Genomic DNA, 20,270 nt, shown 5'->3' with positions numbered 1-20,270 from the left:
CCCCGCCTTCGCGGGAAGTGCCACTGTACGGCGCCAGCATGGAAAAATTGTCTACCGATTTGTATACAAAGACCTGACCGCAGATCCTGGAATTACAGCGGCAAGCAAGTCCGCTCAGTCATCCTCGGCAGCGCTGATGCCGGGGAACAGCACATCGGTGAAGCCGAACTGGCGGAAGTCGCGCATGCGCATGGGATAGAGCTTTCCCCAGAGGTGGTCGCACTCATGCTGGACCACCCGCGCATGAAAGCCATCCACCGTGCGATCGATCGCATCGCCAAAGACATCGAAGCCCGTGTAGCGGATACGGCTCCAGCGCGGCACCATGCCACGCATGCCTGGTACGGACAGGCAGCCTTCCCAATCCAGTTGCTCGTCCTCGCCCATGGGCGTGATGACCGGGTTGATGAGCACGGTGCGCGGCACCACCGGTGCATCGGGGTAGCGCGGATTGGGCAGGCCGGAGCCGAACACCACCATCTGCAGGTCCACGCCAATCTGCGGCGCGGCCAGCCCCGCGCCATTGGCGGCATGCATGGTGTCCAGCAGGTCGCTGAGCAGCAGGTGCAGTTCGTCGGTGTCGAATTCGGTCACGGGCTGGGCGACGCGCAGCAGGCGCGGATCACCCATTTTCAATATGGTGCGTACAGTCATGGCAGTGCACGGTGATGCAGGAAATGCGGGTCGCCAAGCATAGCGGGCGCACCGCGCACCGTGACCACACCCACCTGCTTCGCCCCCCGATCACCCCCTCTCGGCCCCCTTGGCCGCCATGGCCACACCGCGCTGGCACAATCGCAGCATGCCCAGCACCGCCAGAGAGTCAGCCGCCGCGTCCCCAGAGGACCGTGACACAGGCGCGCAGCAAACACCCGCGGCACAGGCCCGGCAGCCGGATGCCACTGCGCAGGCAGGCATGGCGCAGGCGCAGGCCTTCAATGATGATGATCCCCCTCCCCTGCACCGCATGCCGGCCGCGCCGTTGCGCTGGGCGCTGCAGCTGTTTGCCTGCCTGAGCCTGGCGACGGGCATTGCCGGCATCTTCATTCCAGGATTGCCCACCACGGTGTTCGTGCTCATGGCCGGATGGGCCGCGGCGCGCAGCTCGCATCGCATGCACACCTGGCTGTGGCGCCATCGCCTGTTCGGGCCCATGCTGCGCAATTGGGCGCGAGGTGGCTGCGTGAGCCGGCGCGCCAAATGGAGCGCCAGCGCCATGATGAGCCTGTGCGCCGTCCTCCTGCTGTGGACACGCCCGCCCGCCTGGGTACAGGCCGTGGCGCTGACGTCCATGGGCTGCGTGCTGGTGTGGCTGTGGTTCAGGCCAGAGCCCTGAGAATGAAGGCCTGCGGCAGGCCTGCTGAAAAAAATTCCCCGAGTTTTCTGTGACGTGTTTTTTACGTCATATAATCTAGGTCTTGTTCCTCAATAGCTCAGTTGGTAGAGCGCCGGACTGTTAATCCGTAGGTCCCTGGTTCGAGCCCAGGTTGAGGAGCCAAAGAATTTCAAGACCCTGCAATCGCACAGGATCTTTGTCGATAGACACGTATTCCTCAATAGCTCAGTTGGTAGAGCGCCGGACTGTTAATCCGTAGGTCCCTGGTTCGAGCCCAGGTTGAGGAGCCAAATTTCAGCGGCCTTGCAATCGCACAGGGCCCAGCACCAACATATTCCTCAATAGCTCAGTTGGTAGAGCGCCGGACTGTTAATCCGTAGGTCCCTGGTTCGAGCCCAGGTTGAGGAGCCAGATGAAAAGCCCGCATGCCAGCGCATGCGGGCTTTTTTGTTTGCTCAGGCTGCGCGCACCATGCCGACAGTCGGCGTGCTCGGCGCTGCGGCAGGGGCGGCCGACTCCACGGTGACAGGCTTGCCGTGCTTGGCATGTGCGCGACGCGCACCGTGCGCAGCGCGCGCTTGCTCCACGCCCTCTTCCCATGCACGCAGCTCTTCTTCCAGCCGCGCAGCCCGCTCCGCATACATGTCCGCAGAGGACTTGTAGTATTCGGCAGCAATGGTGTGCTCCAGCATCGCCATGCGTGCCTCCTGCAGGTAGGCCCGGGTGCGACGGATATAGCGCGGCTCGGCAAGGCTTGCGCCAAAGATTTTGCTGAAAAACATCGCTCATCCTCCTTCGATGTCTTCGCAGCGAAAGCCATGCATCCGCAAGAAGACAAGCCCAGGATAGCCAACCCGGCCTGGCGGCGCTGTCCCCTGGCGGGACAAGGCCGCGTAGGAGGTTCACTTACCCCGGCCAGGCGATGCTCTCGCATCCACGCAACCCTCTTCACCATGGTTTGTGCAAGACTGCGGCTGCAGAGAAGCACGAATCTATTATTTTTCAGTCCGCACCCGATCATGTCCCACCCCCTCCCATGGCTCATTCCCCACCAGGCCTTCCCTCCTGTGGAAACGGCATGGGGCCCCAACGACCCGATTCCGGGCCTGCTGGCCGCAGGCGGCACGCTGGATGCGGCGCACCTGCGCATCGCCTACAGCCAGGGCATTTTTCCCTGGTTCAGCGAAGGCCAGCCCACGCTATGGTGGTCGCCCGATCCACGCATGGTGCTGCAGACATCGCAGTTCCGGCTGCACCGCAGCCTGCGCAAGACATTGCAGCGCTTTCGCTCCACCGCCGGCTGCGAGATCCGCATCGACAGCGCTTTCGAGGCCGTGATGCAGCACTGCGCCCAAACGGTGCGCCGTGATCAGGATGGCACCTGGATCGTGCAGGAAATTCTCGACGCCTATACCGAACTGCACCGCCAGGGTGCAGCCCACAGCGTGGAAACCTGGATCGACGGGCGCCTGGTGGGCGGCCTGTACTGCGTGGCGCTGGGCCGCGCCGTATTCGGCGAGTCCATGTTCGCGCATGCCACAGACGCATCCAAGATCGCACTGTCGGCACTGGTGGCGCTGTGCCGGCACCAAGGCGCCGCGCAAATCGATTGCCAGCAGGCCACGCAGCACCTGGCTTCGCTGGGCGCGCGCGAGATGCCCCGCTCCCAGTTCCTGCGCACCGTGGCAGAGCAAAGCCAGCTGCCGCCCATGCACTGGCAATTCGAAAACGTATACTGGAACGAGTTGCTGCCGCCGTCCGGTGACGCCGGCAGCACATCACCGGCTGCCGCCAGCACACCATGACGCACCCGAACGATCTTCCGCTGCAGGCCCTGCAGTTCTACGCCACAGCCGCCTATCCCTGCAGCTACCTGGATGGCCGGCTGGCGCGTTCGCAAGTGGCCACGCCCAGCCACCTGATCCAGAACAGCGCCTATTCGGAGCTGGTCTCCCTGGGGTTTCGCCGCAGCGGAATGTTCACCTACCGGCCGTATTGCGATGGTTGCCGGGCCTGCGTGCCCATGCGCATCCTGGTCCACGATTTCCGCCCGGACCGCAGCCAGCGCCGTGCCGCCGTGCGCCACGCCGATCTCACGGCATCGATCCAGCGCCTGCATTACTCGAACGAGCATTACCAGCTGTACCTGCGCTACCAGCAAAGCCGTCACAGCGGCGGCGGCATGGACCACGACAGCGTGGACCAGTACACGCAGTTCCTGCTGCAAAGCCGCGTCAACTCACGGCTTGTGGAGTTCCGCGCACCGGCGGCCGACGGCGCAGTCGGCAGGCTGAAGATGGTCTCCATCCTCGATGTGCTGGAAGACGGGCTGTCCGCCGTCTACACCTTCTACGAGCCCGATGACCAGGCCAGCTACGGCACGTTCAACGTGCTGTGGCAGATCGATCAGGCACGCTCCATGAGCCTGCCCTATGTCTATCTGGGCTACTGGATCGCCGACAGCCAGAAGATGAATTACAAGGCGCGCTTTCTTCCCCATGAAGTGCGCGTGGACGAGCGCTGGCAGCGCGTGGATCAGCTGCCACGCTGATATGGCGCCACCGCGCCCTTTTCAGCGACATTTCTTATGCACATGGCCGCTGTTTGCAGGCGGCACATATGCCGCCAAGCCATGCCCGCCGCTAGAATGACCGAATCCCGAAATCCCCTTGCGCCTCATGAAAAAAGACGATAACGCGGCCTCGCCCAAGCCCAGCGTCCAGGTCCTGGAACGCATGTTCACGTTGATCGACGTGTTGGCCTCGCGTGAGGAAGCAGTATCGCTCAAGGAGATCAGCGAGCGCACCGGCCTGCACCCCTCCACCACGCACCGCATTCTCAACGACCTGGCCATCGGCCGCTTCGTCGACCGCCCCGAATCGGGCAGCTACCGGCTGGGCATGCGTTTCCTGGAGCTGGGCAACCTGGTCAAGGCCCGCCTGAGCGTGCGCGAAGCGGCCCTGATTCCCATGCGCCAGCTGCACAAGCAGATCCAGCAGCCGGTCAGCCTCAGCGTGCGCCAGGGCGATGAAATCGTCTATGTGGAACGCGCCTACAGCGAGCGCTCGGGCATGCAGGTGGTGCGCGCCATCGGCGGCCATGCGCCGCTGCACCTCACATCCAATGGCAAGCTGTTTCTGGCGGCCGATGATGCGCAGCAGGTGCGCGCCTACGCCACACGAACCGGCCTTCCCGGCAAGACGCACTTCAGCATCACGCGGCTTGCCGACATGGAAAACGAGCTGGACAAGGTACGCCACCATGGCGTCGCCCGTGACAATGAGGAGCTGGAGCTGGGCGTGCGCTGCATGGCCGCCGGCATCTATGACGACCAGGGCAAGCTGGTGGCCGGCCTGTCCATCTCCGCTCCCGCCGACCGGCTGGACGAAAGCTGGTTGTCCAAGCTCCAGGCCACCGCGCAGGAGATCTCGGGCGCCCTGGGCTTCAATGCGGTCCGCCCTGCAGCCCCGCCCCCCAATCCCTACGCGCGCAGCAGCCACTGATCTGCAAGCAGCCATCCGCAAGCAGCAAGACCGGTCATCAAAAACAACAAAGGCGCCCAGGGCGCCTTTGTTGTTGAGGGGGAGGAAACTCAGCCCTTGACCTTGTGGATCATGGAATCGCCGGCCACCTGCCCCATGGATTCCACCCAGTGGCGTACGCGCTCGGCATCGCCCAGGCGGCTGAACTTTCCGGCGGAGTCCAGGAAGACCATGATGATCTTGCGGCCAGCCACCTGCGCCTGCATGACCAGGCAGCGACCCGCTTCGGAGATGTAGCCGGTCTTTTGCAGGCCGATATCCCAGGTCGGGCTCAGCACCAGGCGGTTGGTGTTGTTGTACTGCAGCGTGCGGCGGCCCACGGCCACTTCATAGCCGGGCGAAGTGGTGTACTCGCGCACCAGCGGATCACTGTGCGCCACATTCACGAGCACGGCCAGATCACGGGCGCTGGACTGGTTGCGGCTGGACAGCCCGGTGGGCTCCACGTAACGGGTAGCCGTCATGCCCAGCAGGCGCGCCTTGGCATTCATCTGCTGGACGAAGGCATCCAGGCCACCTGGGAAGGTGCGACCCAGCGCATGGGCAGCACGGTTTTCGCTGGACATCAGGGCCAGGTGCAGCATTTCGGCACGGGTGAGCGTGGTGCCCACGGCCAGGCGCGAACTGCTGCCCTTTTCGGTATCCACATCATCCTGCGTGATGGTGATGGATTCATCCATGGGCAGATGGGCCTGGGAAATCAGCAGACCCGTCATCAGCTTGGTCAGCGAGGCGATGGGCAACACGGCATGGTCGTTCTTGCTGAGCAGCACTTCGTGGGTGTCCTGGTCCATGACCAGGGCCACGCTGCTCTTGAGATCAAGAGGATCGGCCACTGCATGCAGCCCGGCCATCTGCCCGAACGACAGGCGTGGCTCGTAGGCAACGGCACGAATGGGGCTGGCAGCGCTGCGGGCGGCCACGCGGCTGGGCTGGCGCGCGCTCTTGGCAACGCGCTTGCCCTGGGGAGCCGCCGTGGCGCGCTCCTTCACGGCCTTCTTCTTGACAGGGGCCACGGCCACCTGTTTCTTGGCAACTTTCTTGGCCGGTGCGGCATGCGCGCCCGGGGCAGTGAGAGCACAACTCAGGGCCAGCAACGAGAGAACCTGAGCAAATCGACCGAGGCGGGCACGGCGTAGGGTGGGCATGAGAAATGCTCCAAGCAGCAAGAATTTGTGACTAGACCTTACATTAATCGAAAAAGTCGCACTGTGACAATAACTTGTGCGACTTTTCGATAATTTAAATGAAATTATAAGGCGAGTGCTTACCCCTGCGCAGCCACGACCTCTGCATTGCTGTGTAATTTGTTCAACGCGCTCAGATAGGCCTTGGCCGAGGCCACGACGATGTCCGGGTCCGCTCCCACGCCGTTGACCACGCGCCCGCTGCGCTGCAGGCGAACGGTCACTTCGCCCTGGCTCTCGGTGGAGCCGCTGATGGCGTTGACCGAGTACAGCAGCATCTCGGCACCGCTCTTCACCTCGGACTCGATGGCCTTGAACGAGGCATCGACCGGGCCATTGCCGTCGGACTGGGCCTTGATCTCACGGCCATCGCGGCTGAACACCACCGACGCGTGTGGGCGCTCACCCGTTTCGCTTTGCTGGGCCAGCGAGATGAACTGGAAGGGATCGGCCTGCTGATGCGCATCCTGCTCGGTCACCAGGGCCAGGATGTCCTCGTCGAAGATTTCACTCTTGCGGTCGGCCAGTTCCTTGAAGGCCGCAAAGGCAGTGTTGATCGCGGCCTCGCTGTCGAGTTCCACGCCCAGCTCCTGCAGGCGCTGCTTGAAGGCATTGCGGCCGCTGAGCTTGCCCAGCACGATCTTGTTGGCGCTCCAGCCCACATCCTCGGCACGCATGATTTCGTAGGTGTCGCGCGCCTTGAGCACGCCATCCTGATGGATGCCCGAGGCGTGGGCGAAGGCGTTGGCGCCCACGACGGCCTTGTTGGGCTGCACCACGAAGCCCGTGGTCTGGCTGACCATGCGGCTGGCGGCCACGATGTGCTGGGCGTCGATGTTGACGTCAAGGCCGAAGTAGTCCTTGCGCGTCTTGATGGCCATCACCACCTCCTCGAGCGAGCAGTTGCCCGCGCGTTCGCCCAGGCCGTTGATGGTGCACTCGATCTGGCGCGCCCCGCCAAGCTTGACGCCGGCCAGCGAGTTGGCCACGGCCATGCCCAGGTCGTTGTGGCAATGCACGCTCCAGACGGCCTTGTCGCTGTTGGGCACGCGCTCGCGCAGGTTCTTGATGAAGGCGCCGTACAGCTCCGGAATGGCGTAGCCCACGGTGTCGGGCACGTTGATGGTGGTCGCACCTTCGGCAATCACTGTCTCGATGACGCGGCACAGAAAGTCCGGGTCGCTGCGGTAGCCGTCTTCGGGGCTGAACTCGATGTCGGCGATCAGGTTGCGCGCAAATCGCACCGACTGGCGCGCCTGCTCCAGCACCTGCTCGGGCGTCATGCGCAGCTTTTTCTCCATGTGCAGCGCACTGGTGGCGATGAAGGTGTGGATGCGCGCGCGGCTGGCGTCCTTCAGAGCCTCGGCCGCACGGGCGATGTCGCGGTCATTGGCACGGGCCAGCGAGCAGATGGTGGAGTCCTTGATGGCGCGCGCAATGGCCTGCACCGACTCGAAGTCGCCATTGGAACTCGCCGCAAAACCGGCCTCGATCACATCGACCTTCAGCCGCTCGAGCTGGCGCGCAATGCGCAGCTTTTCGTCGCGGGTCATGGAGGCACCGGGCGACTGCTCGCCGTCACGCAAGGTGGTGTCGAAAATGATCAATTGGTCGGTCATGGGAGTCTCGTCTTTCTTGTGGATGCGAATCTCCTGCCCACGGGCAGGTGATGAAAAAAGCCGGTGCGCTTGTGGCTGCACCGGCTAGGCAATGGAATTTAAGCGGCAACCGCCTCCTGCACCGTCACCTTCTCGGCAGAGGGCACGCGCTGCAAGCCTGACATGATGGCCCGGAACGAAGCGGAGACGATATTCGCATCAACCCCGACGCCGTAGCACACGTGCAACTCGTCCACGCGCAGTTCCACGTAGGCAATGGCCTTGGCATTGGCACCCTCGCCGATGGCATGCTCGTTGTAGTCCAGCACGCGCACGGCCCGGCCGCTGTGCTCGCTCAGCGCCTGCACGAAGGCATCGATGGGCCCCGTGCCTTGCGCCTCGACCGTGCGCTTGCCGCCGTCAACGGACAGATCGGCCGACAGGCTGACCACGCCGTCGTTCTCGCTGAGGCGGTAATGCGGGGCCTGTACGGATTGCAGGCCGTACTCGCGCTGGAACAGCGCCCACAGGTCGGCCGCGGCCAGCTCCTTGCCGCTGGAGTCCATCTCGCGCTGCACCACCTGGCTGAACTCGATCTGCAGGCGGCGCGGCAACTGGAGGCCATACTCGCTTTCAAGCAGATAGGCGATGCCGCCCTTGCCGGACTGGCTGTTGACGCGGATCACGGCCTCGTAGCTGCGGCCCAGGTCCTTGGGGTCGATGGGCAGATAGGGCATGTCCCAGATGTCGCCGTCCTTGCGATCGGCGAAGGCCTTCTTGATGGCATCCTGGTGCGAGCCCGAGAACGAGGTGTAGACCAGATCGCCCACATAGGGATGGCGCGGATGCACGGGCAGCTGGTTGCAATGCTCGACCGTGCTGCGGATGCCGTCGATATCGGAGAAATCCAGGCCAGGCGACACGCCCTGGATGTACATGTTCAACGCCACGTTGACCACATCGAGGTTGCCCGTGCGCTCGCCATTGCCGAACAGGCAGCCTTCAAGGCGGTCCGCACCGGCCATCAACGCCAGCTCGGCCGTGGCCGTGCCCGTGCCGCGGTCATTGTGCGGATGCACGGACAGCACGATGGAGTCGCGGCGCTGGATGTGGCGATGCGTCCACTCCACCATGTCGGCGAAGATGTTGGGCGTGGAGTGCTCCACGGTGGTGGGCAGGTTGATGATGCACTTGCGCTCGGGCGTGGGCTGCCATACATCGGTGACGGCATCGATGACGCGCTTGGAAAACTCCAGCTCGGTGTCCGAATACATCTCGGGCGAGTACTGGAAGGTCCACTGCGTCTGGGGATAGCCGGCAGCGATCTCGTTGAACATGCGGGCATTGGTGGTGGCCAGCTCGACGATCTCGTCCTCGCTCATGTTCAATACCACGCGGCGCATCACGGGCGCGGTGGCGTTGTAGAGGTGGACGATGGCCCGGGGCACGCCTTCGAGCGCCTCGAAGGTACGGCGGATGAGGTGCTCACGGGCCTGGGTCAGCACCTGGACGGTCACGTCATCGGGAATGCGGTTTTCCTCGATGAGCTTGCGCATGAAGTCGAACTCGACCTGGGACGCGGAAGGAAAGCCGACCTCGATTTCCTTGAAGCCGATCTTCACCAGCTGCTCGAACATGCGCATCTTGCGATCGATGTCCATGGGCTCGATCAGCGCCTGGTTGCCATCGCGCAGGTCCACGCTGCACCAGACCGGGGCCTGGGTGATCACCGCATCGGGCCAGCGGCGGTCTTGCAGGCGGACCGGAGCGAACGGACGGTACTTGGTCGAAGGGTTTTGCAACATGGCTGAAGTGCTTTCTATCGTCTAGGTAAAAACAAGACCCACCTGCTCCAGCGACCCCACAAACGCAAAACGGCCCGTCGCTGGTGCAAACGGGCCGTGAAAGTAGGAATGTACGCGCGCGCTACTGTCTCTGCCCGTGGGACATCAGTAGTAGAGCTAGCGACAGGTATTGCATGCGGGTCACTTTAGCACAGGTTCTCAGGCGCTGTGAAGATGCTGCGGCGCATCATTTGTGCAGGCCGCGCTCTTCAGGCTCATCGGTCGAGGTGCTGATGACGCTGGTGCGCTGGCCCTTGGCCTTGCGCCATGCATAGACGCCGTAGCCCGAGAAACCGTAGAGCAGGAACACGCCGAACAGCACGATGGGCGGATGGATATTGATGATGGCGATGCCCAGGGCGATCAGCACGATGGCCGCAAAGGGCACGCTCTTCTTGAAATGCACGTCCTTGAAGCTGTAGAAAGGCACGTTGGTGACCATGGTCAGGCCCGCGTACAGCGTCAGGAAGAACATGATCCAGGTGATCTGCGTCCAGCTCAGCCAGGCATCCTGGCCGCGCAGCAGGCCCGCCTCGTCCAGCAGCCAGATGAAGCCGGTGACCAGCGCTGCAGCGGCGGGCGAAGGCAGGCCCTGGAACCAGCGCTTGTCCACGGTGCCTGTGTTGACGTTGAAGCGCGCCAGCCGCAGCGCAGCGCAGGCGCAATAGACGAAGGCTGCAATCCAGCCCCAGCGGCCAATGCCCTTGAGCGCCCACTCATAGGCGATCAAGGCGGGAGCGGCGCCGAAGGACACCATGTCTGACAGCGAGTCCATCTGTTCGCCAAAGGCGCTTTGCGTATTGGTCATGCGTGCCACACGGCCGTCAAGGCTGTCGAGCACCATGGCGCAGAACACGCCTGCAGCAGCCAGTTCGAAGCGGCCATTCATGGCCATCACGATGGCGTAGAAGCCACCGAACAGCGCAGCCAGCGTGAACAGGTTGGGCAGGATGTAGATACCCTTGCGGCGCTTGCGCACCACCACGCCTTCGATTTCGTTGGACTCATTGTGGTTTTGCATCAATCCGGCCTCCAGCACAGCGCACGCAAGCGTGAGCAGCTATTAAAACAATAGTATTCTAAGGGAGCGGACAGTGCCGCCCCGAAAGGGTCAGTGTACCTGCGCACCGCCCCCCTTCTGTGCACGAAAAAGGCCACCCGTCGGGGTGGCCTTGTCCTGCACCTTGCGTAGGCCGCATGCGCGACCCATGCAAGATGGAATGCAGCAATCTCAGTTGCGGCTCTGGTCAACCAGCTTGTTCTTGGAGATCCAGGGCATCATGGCGCGCAGCTGGCCGCCCACCTTTTCGATGGCGTGTTCGGCGTTCATGCGGCGGCGGGCCGTCATGCTCGGGTAGTTGGTGCGGCCTTCCTGGATGAACATCTTGGCGTATTCGCCGGTCTGGATGCGCTTGAGGGCAGCACGCATGGCTTCGCGCGACTTGTCGTTGATGACTTCTGTACCCGTCACGTACTCGCCGTATTCGGCGTTGTTCGAGATCGAGTAGTTCATGTTGGCGATGCCGCCTTCGTACATCAAGTCCACGATGAGCTTGAGCTCATGCAGGCACTCGAAGTAGGCCATTTCGGGAGCGTAGCCGGCTTCGGTCAGGGTCTCGAAGCCCATCTTCACCAGTTCCACCGCGCCGCCGCACAGAACGGCCTGCTCGCCGAACAGGTCGGTCTCGGTTTCTTCCTTGAAGTTGGTTTCGATGATGCCGCCCTTGCCGCCACCGTTGGCCATGGCATAGGACAGGGCCAGGTCACGGGCCTTGCCGGACTTGTCCTGGTACACGGCGATCAGCGAAGGCACGCCGCCGCCCTTCAGGTACTCGGAGCGCACGGTGTGGCCAGGGCCCTTGGGGGCGACCATGATCACGTCCAGATCGGCGCGCGGCACAACCTGGTTGTAGTGGATGTTGAAGCCGTGGGCAAAGGCCAGCGTGGCGCCTTGCTTGATGTTGGGGGCCACGTTGTTGGTGTAGACCTCGGGGATGTTCTCATCCGGCAGCAGGATCATGACCAGATCGGCGGCCTTCACGGCGTCGTCGACTTCAGCGACGGTCAGGCCTGCCTTGGCGACCTTGTCCCAGGAAGCGCCGCCCTTGCGCAGGCCGACCACGACCTTCACGCCGCTTTCGTTCAGGTTTTGAGCGTGTGCGTGGCCCTGGCTGCCGTAGCCGATGATGGCAACGGTCTTGCCCTTGATCAGGCTCAGGTCACAGTCCTTGTCGTAGAAAACTTTCATGTTGGCTCCAGGCTTCGTGTGTGTGTAGGGGTTGAAAGGGGAAGGGGACAGGTTTCAGGTGCGTTGCAGCGCATCAAACGCGCAGGATGCGTTCGCCGCGGCCGATGCCGCAGGAGCCGGTACGCACGGTTTCCAGAATGGCCGTGCGGTCCAGCGCCTGCAGGAAGGCGTCGTTCTTGGATTGGTCGCCGGTCAGCTCGACCGTGTAGCTCTTTTCGGTCACGTCGATGATGCGGCCGCGGAAGATGTCGGCCATGCGCTTCATCTCCTCGCGTTCCTTGCCCACGGCGCGGACCTTGACCATCATGAGCTCGCGCTCGGTATAGGAGCCTTCCGTCAGGTCCACGACCTTGACGACCTCGATCAGGCGGTTCAGGTGCTTGGTGATCTGCTCGATCACGTCTTCGGAGCCATTCGTCTGAATGGTCATGCGCGACAGCGATGCGTCTTCCGTGGGAGCCACGGTCAGCGATTCGATGTTGTAGCCGCGGGCCGAGAACAGGCCCACCACGCGCGACAAGGCTCCCGGCTCGTTTTCGAGCAGCACGGCAATGATGTGTTTCATGAAAGAAAGATTCCTCTTTTCGCTGCCCTCCCCCGGCGCCGGTAAACGTCGGGCTTGGCAGGCAATAGATTCGTCAAGGGGTTGCCGCCTTGAGGGCGGCTACTGAAGAAGATGCGGCAGGAACAGGCCCTGGCGAACCCGGCCAAGGGCTCGCTCAGAGGTCGTCAGCTCCCAGCAGCATCTCGGTGATCCCACGGCCGGCCTGCACCATGGGGAACACATTCTCGGTGGGATCGGTGCGGAAGTCCATGAACACCGTCCGATCCTTGAGCTTGCGGGCCTCGCGCAGGGCGGGCTCCACGTCCTCGGGGCGCTCGATCAGCATGCCCACGTGGCCATAGGCCTCGGCCAGCTTCACGAAGTTGGGCAGCGAGTCCATGTAGCTGCTGCTGTAGCGGCCCGAGTACTCGATCTCCTGCCACTGGCGCACCATGCCCAGGTAGCGGTTGTTCAGCGACACCACCTTGACCGGCGTGTTGTACTGCAGGCAGGTGGCCAGCTCCTGGATGTTCATCTGGATGGAGCCTTCGCCCGTGATGCAGAACACCTCGGATTCAGGCTTGGCCAGCTTGATGCCCATGGCGTAGGGCAGGCCCACGCCCATGGTGCCCAAGCCGCCGGAGTTGATCCAGCGGCGCGGCTCGTCGAAGCGGTAGTACTGCGCAGCCCACATCTGGTGCTGGCCCACGTCGGACGTGATGTAGGCATCGGCGTCGCGGGTCATGTTCCACAGCGTCTCCACCACGTACTGGGGCTTGATGACCGAGCCGTCGCCACGGCTGTACTGCAGGCAGTCGCGGCTGCGCCAGCCTTCGATGGTCTCCCACCACTGGCCCAGGGCCGCAGCGTCGGGACGGGCGCTGGCCTCGCGGATCATGGAGATCAGCTCGGTCAGCACTTCCTTGACGTCGCCGACGATGGGCACGTCCACCTTCACGCGCTTGGAGATGGAGGAGGGATCGATGTCGATATGGATGATCTTGCGCTCCACCGACATGAAATGCTTGGGGTTGCCGATCACCCGGTCGTCAAAGCGCGCACCCACGGCCAGCAGCACATCGCAGTTCTGCATGGCGTTGTTGGCTTCGATGGTGCCGTGCATGCCCAGCATGCCGAGGAACTTGCGGTCGCTGGCCGGATAGGCACCCAGGCCCAGCAGCGTATGCGTGACCGGGTAGCCCAGCATGTCGACCAGGGTGCGCAGCTCGTTGCAGGCATTGCCCAGCAGCACGCCGCCACCCGTGTAGATATAGGGACGCTTGGCAGCCAGCAGCAACTGCAGCGCCTTGCGGATCTGGCCGGCATGGCCCTTGCGCACCGGGTTGTAGGAGCGCATCTCCACCTTTTCGGGGTAACCGGTGTAGAGAGCCTTCTTGAAGGACACATCCTTGGGGATGTCCACCACCACGGGGCCGGGGCGGCCGGTGCGCGCGATGTGGAAGGCCTTCTTCATGGTGTCCGCCAGCTCGCGCACATCCTTGACCAGGAAGTTGTGCTTGACGATGGGGCGGGTGATGCCGACGGTGTCGCACTCCTGGAATGCATCGGTGCCGATGTAGGCCGTCGAGGTCTGGCCGCTGATCACGACCAGGGGAATGGAATCGGTGTAGGCGGTGGCAATGCCGGTGACGGCGTTGGTCAGGCCGGGACCCGAGGTCACCAGGGCCACGCCGACTTCACCCGTGGCACGGGCAAAACCGTCTGCCGCATGCACAGCCGCCTGCTCGTGGCGCACCAGCACATGCTGAATGGTGTCTTGCTTGTAGAGGGCGTCGTAGATGTACAGGACCGCACCGCCCGGATAGCCCCAAAGCTGCTTGACGCCTTCGGCCTGCAGGGACTTGACGAGGATCTCGGAGCCCATCAGCTCCTGGGATGCATGGGACTGCGACGCCGCTGCTGCCGCGCTGGAGTACTCGGCTTTGGAAATTTCCATAATCAACCTTTGTGAATTTCTCTAACGAAAAACCTTGGGTGCCCCTTGCCTGAAGCCCTTGTGAGGCCGGTGCGGGACTTAGGACCAACAGACATGGGCGAGTGAGTAAACGCCGGACCGTGACCCGTTTGCCTTTTTGAATTGCAGCAGACATTATCGCACTGCAACAAGCCTGTGCGCCATCGTGCGAAAAAAATTGACACTGCGGTGCGATAATCGGGTCCCGCGTCCGTTCAGCCCCCTCAACGAGCCCCTCATCCGGGCCTGCGTTCCTTTTGGCAACCGAGCAAGAACTATCCGACTTCCTCAAAAGCGTAGAAAAGCGTGCCTTCAAGCGCAGCTTTTTCCACGTCCGGGACGAGGAGGCGGCGCTGGACATCGTGCAGGACAGCATGCTCAAGCTGGCGCAGCACTATGGCGACAAGCCCATCACCGAGCTGCCCATGCTCTTCCAGCGCATCCTGTCCAACAGCACCCTGGACTGGTTTCGCAGGCAAAAGACGCAGAACGCCCTCTTCACCCGCATGAGCGATCTGGAGGCCTCGGCCGGCGACGATGCGGACTTCGACTGGCTCGAGACCTACGCCGACTCCGCACAGAACGGCGAAACCGCCCGCAGCGCCGAGGATCTGACCGAGCGGGCGCAGATTTTGCAAAGCATTGAAAAAGAGATACAGGAGCTGCCGGCGCGTCAACGCGAAGCATTCCTGATGCGTTATTGGGAAGAGATGGACGTTGCGGAGACCGCTGCCGCGATGGGGTGTTCCGAAGGAAGTGTAAAAACACATTGTTTCCGCGCCATCCAGACATTGAGCAAGGCACTGAAGGCCAAAGGAATCGAGCTATGAAGACTGCGCCCACTCTCACTCTCCACAGCGAAATGGCGGCCGACCGCATCGCACGCCGGATCACCGCGCGCCTGGGTGACGGCGAGGCGTTGCTGCCATACGACATCACCGAGCGGCTGCGCGCTGGGCGCGAGCGCGCCCTGTCCGTTCGCCGGCGCGAACTGCGCGCTGCGCCCGTGCAGGCTGCCAGCGCAACCCAGGCTCAGGGTGGCGCCATGACGCTGGGCTCTGGCGACGAAGGCGGCACCTGGTGGCGCGCGCTGATCTCGGCCGTGCCGGTGCTGGCCCTCATCATTGGCCTGGTGGTCGTCAACGTGCAGACCGATCAGATTGGCCTGACCGAGGTTGCCGAGGTCGATACGGCCCTACTGACCGATGACCTGCCCCCTGCCGCCTATGCCGACCCCGGTTTCATCCAGTACCTGAAGACTTCGGCCACCAACACGGAACGCTGATACCCGCCTTGCCTGCCTGCATGCCCACTGATTCACGCGCTGCGTTCCACCGATCACCCGCCGCCATCCTGGCGGCGGTGCTGTTGATGGCGCTGGCCTGGACCGGCTGGCGCGTCGTGCAACAGGTGCGGCTGGCGCCCAGCACGGTGTCGCCGGCCACCATTGCGGCCTCCAAGACCCTGCATGGCGACGCAGCCACGCGCCAGCGCGCCACGGCCCTGGCCTCCGGCCCACGCTGGGCCGAGCTGACGCCTGCGCAAAGCAGGGTACTCGAGCCCCTTTCCGAGCGCTGGTCCATGATGGACGCGCTGCAAAAGCGCCGCTGGATGGCATTGGCCGAAGGCTGGGACAAGCTCAGCGAAAAGGAGCAGGAAAAGCTGCGCGACCGCATGCAGACCTGGTCCAGCCTCAGCGCCCAGCAGCGCAGCCAGGCCCGCCTGAATTTCGCCCTGACCAACCGCCTTGCCACGGACAAGCGAGCCCAGTGGGAGGCCTACCAGGCGCTCAGCGACGAAGAAAAACGCCTTCTGGCTGCACGCGCCGCGCCCAAGGTCAAGGGCGCCGCCAACGCCATACAGCCCGTGGCGCCCAAGCGTCTGGCGCGGATTCCTGCGGCCTCGGTGGCACCGGCCACCATTCCGAATCCCCCCAAGATTCCACCAGCCACCATCTACAATCCGCCGCCTCCGGTTCCACCGGTCGCGCCGCCTTCGGCCGTGGAAACCCATCCCGTGCGCCCGCCTGCGCTGGTGGAGACAGCCCCGGTGGAAGTGCCTTCGGCCACACCCATGCCCTTGCCGCCCATGGAACTGCATGACGGCGCCGAGGCCACCCCACAGCCCTCGCACGGCGAAGCAGCCCCTTCGCATTGATGCAGCGCCCCGACACGCCCGCATGACGAACGCCACCTCCCCCGCCTCCACGGCAGCCGGCTCCGCCGCCGATCCACGGATGGCCCCGCGCCTGGCCCGGCGCATGGCCTGCTGGCTATATGAGGGCATGCTGCTGTTCGGCGTGGTCTTCATCGCCGGATATCTGTTTGGCACCTTGTCTCAGACGCGCAACGCCATGGACAACCGCCATGCGCTGCAGGCCTTCATGTTCGTGGTGCTGGGCATCTATTTCGTCTGGTTCTGGTCCAAGGGGCAGACATTGGCCATGAAGACCTGGCACATCCGCCTGGTGGATGCTGCAGGCCAGCCCGTCAGCCAGCTGCGCGCCCTGCGGCGCTATGTGCTGAGCTGGATCTGGCTACTGCCACCGCTGGCGGCCTACTCCACCGGCGTGCCGGCCTTGACCACCTTGGTGCTGCTGGTGCTGTGGGTGGCACTTTGGGCCCTGCTCAGCCGCCTTCATCCGCGCCGCCAGTTCTGGCATGACGCCTGGGCCGGCACACAGCTGATCCACCAGGCCCCGCCGCCCAGGAAAAAACGCTGAGCGGCAAAGGCAGCATCGCATCTCCTACACTCCCCAGCATGCCCGCCGCTTCACCCAAGTCCAACGACAGCACGCCTGTCAATCCCCAGAAAAGCCGCACGGGCCTGAACCGTGTCTGGCACGCTGCGGGTTATTCGCTGTCCGGCCTTCGTGCCGGATGGAATGAGAAAGCCTTCCGCCAGGAAGCGCTGGCCGCCATCGTGCTGGTCCCTGCCGCTTTCTGGCTGGGACGCAGCTGGATCGAGGTCTCGCTGCTGGCGGGCACGGTCTTGCTGGTGCTGATCGTGGAATTGCTCAACAGCGGCATCGAGGCCGTGGTCGATCGCATAGGCCCCGAATGGCACGCCCTGTCCAAGCAAGCCAAGGACATGGGCAGCGCCGCCGTGCTGCTGGCGCTGCTGCTGTGCACGGGTGTCTGGCTGGCGGCTCTCTATCAACGGTTCATTGCATGACAAATCCCACGTTTTCCATTTGTGTGTATTGCGGCTCGCGCCCCGGCGACCAGCCCGGTTTCATCGAGGCCGCCCGCGCCACCGGCCGCTGGATTGGCGAGCACGGCGGCCAGTTGGTCTACGGCGGCGGGCGCAGCGGCCTGATGGGCGAGGTGGCCGAGGCCACGCGGCAGGCCGGTGGCCGCGTCGTGGGAGTGATCCCGCAGGCGCTGGTGGACAAGGAGCTGGCCAACCATGCCTGCGACGAACTGCACATCGTCCAGACCATGCACGAGCGCAAGGCCATGATGGCCGAGCGCAGCGATGCCTTCGTCGCCCTGCCCGGCGGCATAGGCACCTTCGAGGAATTGTTCGAGGTCTGGACTTGGCGCCAGCTGCGCTACCACGACAAGCCCATCGGCCTGCTCAATGTGGACGGCTACTACGACAGCATGCTGCAGTTCCTGCAGACCTGCGTGGGCCATGGCTTCATGGGCGAGTGGCAGATGGGACTGATAGAAAGCGGCAGCGACATCCCCGCACTGCTGCAATCCCTGGTGCAGAACGCGGGCACGGGCCTGGAAACGGCCCCCTTGCGCGCCGTGATCTGAAACGGAAACGGCCACCCGTTCAGGGGTGGCCGCTGGAATCCGGATGTCGAGCCCAGGGCGCCGCGTGCGCCCTGCACTGCTGCCGGGTTCAGATGGCTCCGTCGTCGAGTTCGCCGGTACGGATGCGCACCACGCGCTCCACGGCGGTGACGAAAATCTTCCCGTCACCGATCTTGCCCGTGCGGGCCACGTTGACGATGGCATCCACGCAGCGGTCCACGTCTTCCGTGCGGACTACCACCTCGATCTTCACCTTGGGCAGGAAGTCCACCACGTACTCGGCGCCACGGTAGAGCTCGGTATGGCCCTTCTGGCGACCAAAGCCCTTGACCTCGGTGACGGTCAGGCCGTTGACGCCGCAGTCGGCCAGTGCCTCGCGGACCTCTTCCAGCTTGAACGGCTTGATGATGGCGGTGATCATTTTCATGGGGTGAACTCCTCAGTGCATGCAATACGGGGCAAGACGGCTGGCCAGGAAACCCCGCCGCCTCAGGTGCTTCAAGCGCGAAAGCGGTTGGTGATCGGGTAGCGCCAGTCCTTGCCGAAGCTGCGGCGCGTCAGCCGCGGCCCCACGGGCGCCTGGCGGCGTTTGTATTCGTTGATCTGGATGAGGCGCGTCACTCGCTCCACATCGGCGCCGGCATATCCGTCGGCCACGATGGAGGCGATGCTTTCGTTATTTTCCATGTATCGGCGCACGATGGCGTCGAGCACCTCATAAGCGGGCAGGCTGTCCTGGTCTTTCTGGTCCGGGCGCAGTTCGGCGCTGGGCGGGCGCGTGATGATGCGATCCGGAATGGGGTCCAGCCCCGTGCCGAACGGATCGTTGGCATTGCGCCAGCGCGCCAGCGCAAAAACCTCGGTCTTGAGCACGTCCTTGATCACGGCAAAGCCGCCGGCCATGTCGCCATAGAGCGTGCAGTAGCCGGTGGACATCTCGCTCTTGTTGCCGGTGGTCAGCACCACGGAGCCGAACTTGTTGGACAGGCCCATCAGCAAGGTGCCGCGGATGCGGGCCTGCAGGTTCTCTTCGGTCGTGTCCTCGGCGCGGCCCGCGAATGCCGGGGCCAGGGCAGCCTTGAAGGCCTCGAACTGGGGCGCGATGGAGATTTCGTCATAGCGCACGCCCACACGCTCGGCCATGTCGCGCGCATCGATCCAGCTGATGTCCGCCGTATAGGGCGAAGGCATCATCACCGTGTGCACCTTGTCCGCGCCCAGCGCATCGACCGCAATCGCCAGCACCAGGGCAGAGTCGATCCCGCCCGACAGGCCCAGCAGCGCGCCGGGGAAACGGTTCTTGCCCACGTAGTCGCGCACGGCCAGCACCAGGGCGGACCACAGCGCCGGCAGGTGCTCCACCGGTGGCTGCACATCGGCGGCCAGCGTCAATTCCTGCGCGCCGGCACGCACTTCCACCAACGGCAGCGCCTCGGCAAAGGCCGCCGCGCGTGCGGCAATGCTGCCGTCGGCGTGCACGGCAAAAGAGCTGCCATCGAAGACAATTTCATCCTGGCCACCGACCAGATGTGCGTAGACCAGGGGCAGGCCGGTCTCACGCGCACGTGCAGCCAGCGTGGCTTCACGTTCGGCCTGCTTGCCCTCATGAAAGGGCGAAGCATTGATCACGGCCAGCAATTGCGCACCCGCCGCGGCAGCCGCGCTTGCCGGCCCGGGATGCCAGGCGTCCTCGCAGATCAGCAAGCCCACGCGAACTGCCTGGACCTCGACCACGCAAGGCGACTGGCCGGCCACAAAGTAGCGCTGCTCGTCGAACACGCCGTAGTTGGGCAGGCATTGCTTGGCGTAGCTGCATTCCACGCGCCCGTCGCGCAGCACGCTGGCTGCATTGCGCAACGCGCCACCAGCGCCGGGGTCGCGCCAGGGATGGCCCAGCACCAGCGCCAGGCCCGGCCATTGCGCGGTCTCCAGCGCCAGCTGCTGCACGGCCTGATCGCAGGCGTCCAGAAAGGCGGGACGCAGATAGAGGTCTTCGGCCGCATAGCCGCACAGGGCAAGCTCGGGAGTCAGCAGCAAGCGCGCTCCCGTGGCATAAGCTTCACGGGCTGCGGCAATGATTTTCTGGACATTGCCGGGCAGATCGCCCACGACAAAGTTGAGCTGGGCAGTGCAGATGGAGAGCGTCATGGAATGCAATGGAGCCAACAGGGCCGACAAGGCCACCCCACAGCGCAAGGCGGCAGCGCGCGTCACACGGGCCTGCAAGGAATG

21 protein-coding genes and 3 tRNA genes are annotated in these 20,270 nt (G+C 63.9%); 13 read left to right on the top strand and 11 right to left on the bottom strand.

Annotation, left to right across the window (positions count from 1 at the left end; all coding sequences use genetic code 11):
- Positions 1 to 114: 114 nt before the first annotated feature.
- Positions 115 to 654: a peptide deformylase gene (gene def / locus G4D77_RS25940; RefSeq protein WP_034368832.1), complete on the bottom strand. Its 540-nt coding sequence runs from the start codon at positions 652 to 654 to the stop codon at positions 115 to 117.
- A gap of 262 nt (positions 655 to 916) precedes the next feature.
- Here def and G4D77_RS25935 point away from each other — a divergent pair, with 262 nt between their 5' ends.
- The 4 genes from G4D77_RS25935 to G4D77_RS25920 all read left to right on the top strand — a co-directional run bounded on the left by G4D77_RS25935 (position 917) and on the right by G4D77_RS25920 (position 1,747).
- Positions 917 to 1,336 (top strand): YbaN family protein, encoded by a 420-nt coding sequence (locus G4D77_RS25935; protein WP_016451371.1) that lies wholly within the window; start codon positions 917 to 919, stop codon positions 1,334 to 1,336.
- An 86-nt stretch (positions 1,337 to 1,422) separates the two neighbouring features.
- Positions 1,423 to 1,498, top strand: a tRNA-Asn gene (locus tag G4D77_RS25930).
- A gap of 52 nt (positions 1,499 to 1,550) precedes the next feature.
- A tRNA-Asn gene (locus G4D77_RS25925) sits at positions 1,551 to 1,626 on the top strand.
- A gap of 45 nt (positions 1,627 to 1,671) precedes the next feature.
- Positions 1,672 to 1,747 (top strand) — tRNA-Asn (locus tag G4D77_RS25920).
- A gap of 44 nt (positions 1,748 to 1,791) precedes the next feature.
- Here G4D77_RS25920 and G4D77_RS25915 read toward each other — a convergent pair.
- Entirely contained in the window at positions 1,792 to 2,118 is a 327-nt protein-coding gene (locus G4D77_RS25915; RefSeq protein WP_016447407.1) for a hypothetical protein, read from the bottom strand.
- 237 nt (positions 2,119 to 2,355) lie between these two features.
- On the opposite strand from G4D77_RS25915, the gene aat reads away from it, so the two are divergent.
- From aat to G4D77_RS25900, 3 genes are all read left to right on the top strand, one after another.
- Positions 2,356 to 3,141, top strand: coding sequence for a leucyl/phenylalanyl-tRNA--protein transferase (gene aat, locus G4D77_RS25910; protein WP_016451369.1), 786 nt, complete (start codon positions 2,356 to 2,358; stop codon positions 3,139 to 3,141).
- Complete coding sequence (locus G4D77_RS25905) at positions 3,138 to 3,887, top strand: arginyltransferase (protein ID WP_016451368.1); 750 nt, start codon at positions 3,138 to 3,140, stop codon at positions 3,885 to 3,887. The genes aat and G4D77_RS25905 overlap by 4 nt, the downstream gene beginning before the upstream one ends.
- Positions 3,888 to 4,014: 127 nt before the next feature.
- Positions 4,015 to 4,839, top strand: a complete 825-nt coding sequence (locus G4D77_RS25900) for an IclR family transcriptional regulator (RefSeq protein ID WP_016447410.1) — start codon at positions 4,015 to 4,017, stop codon at positions 4,837 to 4,839.
- 89 nt (positions 4,840 to 4,928) lie between these two features.
- On the opposite strand, the gene G4D77_RS25895 is transcribed toward G4D77_RS25900, so the two are convergent.
- From G4D77_RS25895 to G4D77_RS25865, 7 genes are all read right to left on the bottom strand, one after another.
- On the bottom strand, positions 4,929 to 6,026 hold the full coding sequence (locus G4D77_RS25895) for a serine hydrolase (RefSeq protein ID WP_154833874.1): 1,098 nt from the start codon (positions 6,024 to 6,026) through the stop codon (positions 4,929 to 4,931).
- Positions 6,027 to 6,145: 119 nt separating this feature from the next.
- Complete coding sequence (locus tag G4D77_RS25890) at positions 6,146 to 7,684, bottom strand: 2-isopropylmalate synthase (protein ID WP_016447412.1); 1,539 nt, start codon at positions 7,682 to 7,684, stop codon at positions 6,146 to 6,148.
- A gap of 98 nt (positions 7,685 to 7,782) precedes the next feature.
- A complete protein-coding gene (gene leuA / locus G4D77_RS25885; RefSeq protein WP_154833873.1) occupies positions 7,783 to 9,468 on the bottom strand; it encodes a 2-isopropylmalate synthase in 1,686 nt (561 codons plus the stop codon).
- 226 nt (positions 9,469 to 9,694) lie between these two features.
- Positions 9,695 to 10,528: a CDP-diacylglycerol--serine O-phosphatidyltransferase gene (pssA, locus tag G4D77_RS25880; RefSeq protein WP_012206663.1), complete on the bottom strand. Its 834-nt coding sequence runs from the start codon at positions 10,526 to 10,528 to the stop codon at positions 9,695 to 9,697.
- Between the two features lie 210 nt (positions 10,529 to 10,738).
- Positions 10,739 to 11,755 carry a ketol-acid reductoisomerase gene (gene ilvC / locus G4D77_RS25875; protein WP_016447414.1) on the bottom strand — a complete coding sequence of 339 codons (1,017 nt, stop codon included), beginning with the start codon at positions 11,753 to 11,755 and terminating at the stop codon, positions 10,739 to 10,741.
- A gap of 73 nt (positions 11,756 to 11,828) precedes the next feature.
- The gene (gene ilvN / locus G4D77_RS25870) at positions 11,829 to 12,320 is read right to left on the bottom strand and encodes an acetolactate synthase small subunit (RefSeq protein WP_012206665.1); all 492 of its coding nucleotides are present in this window, start codon (positions 12,318 to 12,320) and stop codon (positions 11,829 to 11,831) included.
- Positions 12,321 to 12,474: 154 nt separating this feature from the next.
- On the bottom strand, positions 12,475 to 14,256 hold the full coding sequence (locus G4D77_RS25865) for an acetolactate synthase 3 catalytic subunit (RefSeq protein WP_016447415.1): 1,782 nt from the start codon (positions 14,254 to 14,256) through the stop codon (positions 12,475 to 12,477).
- Positions 14,257 to 14,531: 275 nt separating this feature from the next.
- Here G4D77_RS25865 and G4D77_RS25860 point away from each other — a divergent pair, with 275 nt between their 5' ends.
- Genes G4D77_RS25860 through G4D77_RS25835 form a run of 6 tightly spaced genes read left to right on the top strand, consistent with a single transcriptional unit; the run spans position 14,532 to position 18,038 of the window.
- Positions 14,532 to 15,104 (top strand): RNA polymerase sigma factor, encoded by a 573-nt coding sequence (locus tag G4D77_RS25860; protein ID WP_016447416.1) that lies wholly within the window; start codon positions 14,532 to 14,534, stop codon positions 15,102 to 15,104.
- Positions 15,101 to 15,559: a DUF3619 family protein gene (locus G4D77_RS25855; protein ID WP_016447417.1), complete on the top strand. Its 459-nt coding sequence runs from the start codon at positions 15,101 to 15,103 to the stop codon at positions 15,557 to 15,559. The genes G4D77_RS25860 and G4D77_RS25855 overlap by 4 nt, the downstream gene beginning before the upstream one ends.
- A gap of 20 nt (positions 15,560 to 15,579) precedes the next feature.
- The gene (locus G4D77_RS25850; protein ID WP_016451365.1) at positions 15,580 to 16,431 is read left to right on the top strand and encodes a DUF3106 domain-containing protein; all 852 of its coding nucleotides are present in this window, start codon (positions 15,580 to 15,582) and stop codon (positions 16,429 to 16,431) included.
- 22 nt (positions 16,432 to 16,453) lie between these two features.
- Complete coding sequence (locus G4D77_RS25845) at positions 16,454 to 16,996, top strand: RDD family protein (protein WP_016447419.1); 543 nt, start codon at positions 16,454 to 16,456, stop codon at positions 16,994 to 16,996.
- 38 nt (positions 16,997 to 17,034) lie between these two features.
- The gene (locus G4D77_RS25840; protein ID WP_017406875.1) at positions 17,035 to 17,448 is read left to right on the top strand and encodes a diacylglycerol kinase; all 414 of its coding nucleotides are present in this window, start codon (positions 17,035 to 17,037) and stop codon (positions 17,446 to 17,448) included.
- Positions 17,445 to 18,038, top strand: coding sequence for an LOG family protein (locus tag G4D77_RS25835; RefSeq protein ID WP_016447421.1), 594 nt, complete (start codon positions 17,445 to 17,447; stop codon positions 18,036 to 18,038). Before G4D77_RS25840 ends, G4D77_RS25835 begins: the two co-directional genes overlap by 4 nt.
- An 88-nt stretch (positions 18,039 to 18,126) precedes the next feature.
- Here the strand turns inward: G4D77_RS25835 and G4D77_RS25830 are convergent, their stop codons facing one another.
- Together G4D77_RS25830 and G4D77_RS25825 are read right to left on the bottom strand one after the other, a co-directional pair.
- Entirely contained in the window at positions 18,127 to 18,465 is a 339-nt protein-coding gene (locus G4D77_RS25830) for a P-II family nitrogen regulator (RefSeq protein ID WP_012206673.1), read from the bottom strand.
- 71 nt (positions 18,466 to 18,536) lie between these two features.
- Positions 18,537 to 20,186, bottom strand: a complete 1,650-nt coding sequence (locus G4D77_RS25825) for an NAD+ synthase (protein WP_016451363.1) — start codon at positions 20,184 to 20,186, stop codon at positions 18,537 to 18,539.
- Positions 20,187 to 20,270 lie beyond the last annotated feature (84 nt).

Source organism: Delftia sp. WY8, from assembly GCF_018437695.1.
In the GTDB taxonomy this organism is placed as follows: domain Bacteria; phylum Pseudomonadota; class Gammaproteobacteria; order Burkholderiales; family Burkholderiaceae_C; genus Comamonas; species Comamonas tsuruhatensis.
This window is presented reverse-complemented; position numbering and strand designations above follow the sequence as displayed.